The organism is Tissierella sp., from assembly GCF_052089545.1.
Classification (GTDB): Bacteria; Bacillota; Clostridia; order Tissierellales; family Tissierellaceae; genus Tissierella_A.
Window position 1 is genome coordinate 1 of the sequence record NZ_JBQDAA010000200.1, and the last position, 4,169, is coordinate 4,169.

Genomic DNA, 4,169 nt, shown 5'->3' on the forward strand with positions numbered 1-4,169 from the left:
AATAAAAAATAAGCTTACAAAAAGACTAAAATTAATTATTATAAAAGACTTTATTCCTAGTTTATCTTTTTTTATAAATGTAATTATAAGATAAATTAAAAACATAGATATAAGAAGTATTTCTAAAAAATTCATGATGTTAGAAGTACTTGTAAGGTATTCAAAATGTTCTTTTCCTATAGTCCCTCCTAGTGAATTTCTTTCTACATATCTTGACTTTAATACTTCAAAATAGACATACACAAAATTAATTAAAGAAAAAAGTATTAAGTACAATTTCAAAATTATATTTTCTTTTATATTAGATATATATGATTTTGCTGTACTCATTTTATTTCACCTTCCTTATGTGAAATTTTTCTAGCCTTAGCTTGTGAGGGGTAAGATTCCATAATAGCACCATCAATCCATATTTCCACTTCGTTACCTTTACTAAATTTTCCTGCCTTATCATAGCTTAAATATATTAAGCCATAATAAGCATCTCCCAATACATCTTTATCTATAAACTTTTGTTCAATCTAAATTTCTAAAGTTTTCAAGATATTTGCCAGCTGATCTACTCATCTCTAGTGAAAAATCAGACATATACTTTCTTTTACATAAGGCTTTTATATCCTCAGCTATATTTTTATTGATGGAGTTAGTTTTTTCATTTCTTATCCTGTGCATCTCTGTATGCTCTTCCTTACTTAGTCTCTGATATTTATTTTCATGTACTATATATTTCCTTTCAAAACGTATAGGCTTCTTTCTTTCCTTTTGCTGCTTAGTTGGATACCCATACACTAGCATTCCCACAGGGATAACAAAGTCTGGAAGATTTAAAATTTCCTTTACCTCTTCATAGTTTTCTAAGATATCTCCAATATAGCAAGAACCTATACCAAAGGACTGGGCCGCTACCACTGTATTTTGTGCAGCTATTAGAGCGTCTGCTGATGCTAGCAGTATATCACCCTGGGCAGGATTTCTTGGATTACAATTGTTTAGCTTAAAAGAATCATACCATCTTTGATAGTCTGCTAAAAATATTAGTACCATAGGGGCTTTTTTTATAAAAGGTTGATTATCACAAGTTATGGATAGCTTAGACTTTAAGTCTTTATCACTTATATCTAAAATACTATATAGCATCATATTGCCAGCGGTAGGAGCTTCAAATGCAGAGTTTAAAATCTCATCTTTTATAGATGAAGAGATTTCCCTATCTTCAAAGACTCTTACAGACTTTCTTTCTTTAATTTGTCTGATAACTTCGTTCATTATTGACCTCCTAAAGATTTATTGTTTTTTAATTAGACCTATTGCTCCTAAACATTTTAAAAGCAATCCATATAATTAAAAAAGGAATAACTATGTAGATACGATTGACCACAATATTTAAGGATTCTAAAACAAAAAATATTAAAGCTAATACAATTATAAATATGAAAAACTCTGTAGTACCAGAAGTTGATCTTCTCAAAATAACACACTCCTTTTTTAAATCTTTATTTTTTAATTATATCATAAATATTATTAGTTATGCCTTATTTTACATATTCAAATAATATTTCATTGACTTATATCGACATCCGATATACAATAAAATTAATAGATGTATCGAGTGCCGATATAACCAGGCTCGATATAGATGGATTTATAAGATAAAAAGGAGGTAAATATGGCTAAAAGAGCTTTAACCCAACCTATGTACTATATACTTTTAAGTTTAAAAGAAAAAAGGCATGGTTATGAAATCATGCAATATATTGAATGGCTCACAGAAAGTCGTGTAAAAGTTGGACCAGGAACGCTATATTCACTTCTATCTAGATTTGAAGAAGATGAATATATAGAAATGGTTTCAGATGATGATAATAAAAAAACTTATCTCATAACTGGGATAGGAGAAAAACGATTAGAAAAAGAAATAGAAAGACTAGAACAATTATTAAAAGATGCAAGTGCTGTAAAAGGGGGTAACGAAGATGAATTTCAAAATAGAGAATAATTTTATCAACATAACTAACTATCCATCTATAGAAGATCACTTTGAAAAGATGGCTAGGGAGGGATGGTTAATCACTAAGATTATAATGGGAAGTATATTTATATATAAAAAGATAAATCCTGAAGAGTTAGACTTTTCTATAATGCCTTATGAAATAGAAACAGCATTTACTAGAAAGAGTAAGGAAGACTTAGAAGAGTTTCAGTCGGTATGTGAAAGAGTTGGATGGAACTATGCCACTAAAACTTATAACCTTCATATATATTTTAAGGAAGCAGGAAGCCAAGCAGAAAAAATATCAACTGATGAAGAAACAGAATTTAGCAATTTAGAATTTATAGGAAAAAGGCAACTTAAATCACTTTATATACAAACACCTTTTTTATTATTATTTTCCTGGTTTATCTTAGGTGGACTATTTGGCAATATTTATACTATGAAAGATGCTGTAAGTCAGATAGTAGCTCCTATAATACCATTTGCAATTATATTATCCCTTTCAACTATAGTTCATATTAGAAAATTTTTAAAAATAAACAAAGAAAACATAAAGTTAGGGAAAGAAATAGAGTTTAGTAAATCTAGCTTTTATATAGAAAAAACAAGCTTCTTCTTATTTTTTATAATTATATTTTTGCTTGTAATATATTTTATTTATTCAATTTTCTTTTTAAGAAATAAATTTACACTTTTATATTCTTCTCTAATCTTAATAGGGCTTATAGTGGGAAGCTTATATAGGATATTTGTAAAACCATCTAAAATAAGTCGAAATTATAAAATAATAGGATTTTTTCTAACTCTTGGCTTAGCTAGTATTTTAGCTATAGGGGTTGGAAGATTTGGAATAACAAACTTACTGTATGGAGTAGAGGATCCAGACATAGATGGATATAAGGTAATATCATCTAATGATTTTAGGGATCAAGTTATGGAAAAGACTGGTGACCTAATGGAAAAGAGGAGTATATTAATTCCTAAATCTTATGAATACACATCTTTTGATAAAAGAGATAGATATGTAAGAACGGAGTATGGAGATGCTTTAAATGAAAACTTAGCTGAAAATTTACTTGATAACTATTTAAGACAGGCTAAGAATAGTTTAGGTGGACATCTACAGCAAGTAAGGGAATCTTTTCAAGAAGGTGTCTATGATGAAGAGTTATCAGAGATAGGAATCACTAAAGAAGAATTTCAAGACTTAAAAGAAAAAGATGTAAAAGAAGCAGTAGATGAATCTGAAAAAATAATGAAAGAAAAATGGATAAAAAAGGATACTAACAATCTTTGGAGGCTAGAAGAGGTATATTTTTTAAATTATAAAAATGATGAAATAGTAATAAAAAATGGAAAGGAAGTATTTTATCTTGAAGGAAAAGACTTTACTAATCCAGAAATTATAGAAATAACTAAAGATAAATTAGAGCTATAAGAATAGTTATTATATAGAAAGAAAAGTAGGGGGTAATAACGATGAAATTTAAAATAGAAAATAACTTTATGGATATAACAAACTATCCTTTAATAGAAAAACATTTTGAACAAATGGCTAAGAAAGGATGGTTAATTAATAAGATTATAATAGGAAGTATATTTATATATAAAAAGATGGAACCTGAAGAATTAGATTTTTCTATATCTCCATATGAAGTTGAAACAGCCTTTACTATAAAGAGTAAAGAAGAAATTGAAGAATTTCAAACTGTATGTGAGTCTGTAGGGTGGAACTATGCTATGAAGGCAAGAAATCTTCATGTGTATTTTAAAAAATCTGGAACACAGGTAGTAGATATATCAACTGATGAAGAAGAAGAGTTCAACACCTTGGAAAGTTTAGGTAAAAGACAGCTTATATCTTCATATATTACAATTCCTTTCTATTTATATTTAGCTTGGTCAATATTAGGAGGAATGTTTACTGATATTCAATTTATGCAAGACGGGATGGTTCAGATATTAGCTCCTGTAATACCAATCTTTTTTATATCAGTAGTCTATCAAATAATAAGAATAAAAAAGTTCTTAAAAACAAATAAAAATAATATAGAGATGGGAAAATCATTAGAATATGTAGAGTCAAAGTTTTTATTTGAAAAAGCAACTTTTGGGATATATTTGATATTCCTGATTTTATTTATATCATATAGCTTTTATTCAGCTTTTATTTTAA

7 protein-coding genes are annotated in these 4,169 nt (G+C 27.8%); 3 read left to right on the forward strand and 4 right to left on the reverse strand.

Annotated elements, in window-relative coordinates:
• The 4 genes from ACTHW2_RS11380 to ACTHW2_RS11395 all read right to left on the reverse strand — a co-directional run.
• Positions 1-330 (reverse strand): hypothetical protein (locus ACTHW2_RS11380; RefSeq protein WP_442264039.1); only part of this gene is annotated, 330 nt, incomplete at its 3' end.
• Positions 327-491 (reverse strand): DUF3221 domain-containing protein, encoded by a 165-nt coding sequence (locus ACTHW2_RS11385; protein ID WP_442264040.1) that lies wholly within the window; start codon positions 489-491, stop codon positions 327-329. The genes ACTHW2_RS11380 and ACTHW2_RS11385, both read right to left, overlap by 4 nt.
• Before the next feature lie 25 nt (positions 492-516).
• Positions 517-1,266 carry a nitroreductase family protein gene (locus ACTHW2_RS11390; protein ID WP_442264041.1) on the reverse strand — a complete coding sequence of 250 codons (750 nt, stop codon included), beginning with the start codon at positions 1,264-1,266 and terminating at the stop codon, positions 517-519.
• Between the two features lie 28 nt (positions 1,267-1,294).
• A complete protein-coding gene (locus tag ACTHW2_RS11395; protein ID WP_442264042.1) occupies positions 1,295-1,468 on the reverse strand; it encodes a hypothetical protein in 174 nt (57 codons plus the stop codon).
• 198 nt (positions 1,469-1,666) lie between these two features.
• On the opposite strand from ACTHW2_RS11395, the gene ACTHW2_RS11400 reads away from it, so the two are divergent.
• The 3 genes from ACTHW2_RS11400 to ACTHW2_RS11410 all read left to right on the forward strand — a co-directional run.
• Entirely contained in the window at positions 1,667-1,996 is a 330-nt protein-coding gene (locus tag ACTHW2_RS11400) for a PadR family transcriptional regulator (protein WP_442264043.1), read from the forward strand.
• Positions 1,974-3,431, forward strand: coding sequence for a DUF2812 domain-containing protein (locus tag ACTHW2_RS11405; RefSeq protein ID WP_442264044.1), 1,458 nt, complete (start codon positions 1,974-1,976; stop codon positions 3,429-3,431). Before ACTHW2_RS11400 ends, ACTHW2_RS11405 begins: the two co-directional genes overlap by 23 nt.
• Before the next feature lie 41 nt (positions 3,432-3,472).
• A partial coding sequence (locus ACTHW2_RS11410; RefSeq protein WP_442264045.1) for a DUF2812 domain-containing protein occupies positions 3,473-4,169 on the forward strand: 697 nt, incomplete at its 3' end.

Excerpts from the sequence above, each read along its gene's own strand:
- ACTHW2_RS11390 (WP_442264041.1), bottom strand. The coding sequence starts at position 1,266 with ATGAACGAAGTTATCAGACAAATTAAAGAAAGAAAGTCTGTAAGAGTC.
- ACTHW2_RS11400 (WP_442264043.1), top strand. The coding sequence starts at position 1,667 with ATGGCTAAAAGAGCTTTAACCCAACCTATGTACTATATACTTTTAAGT.
- ACTHW2_RS11405 (WP_442264044.1), top strand. The coding sequence starts at position 1,974 with ATGAATTTCAAAATAGAGAATAATTTTATCAACATAACTAACTATCCA.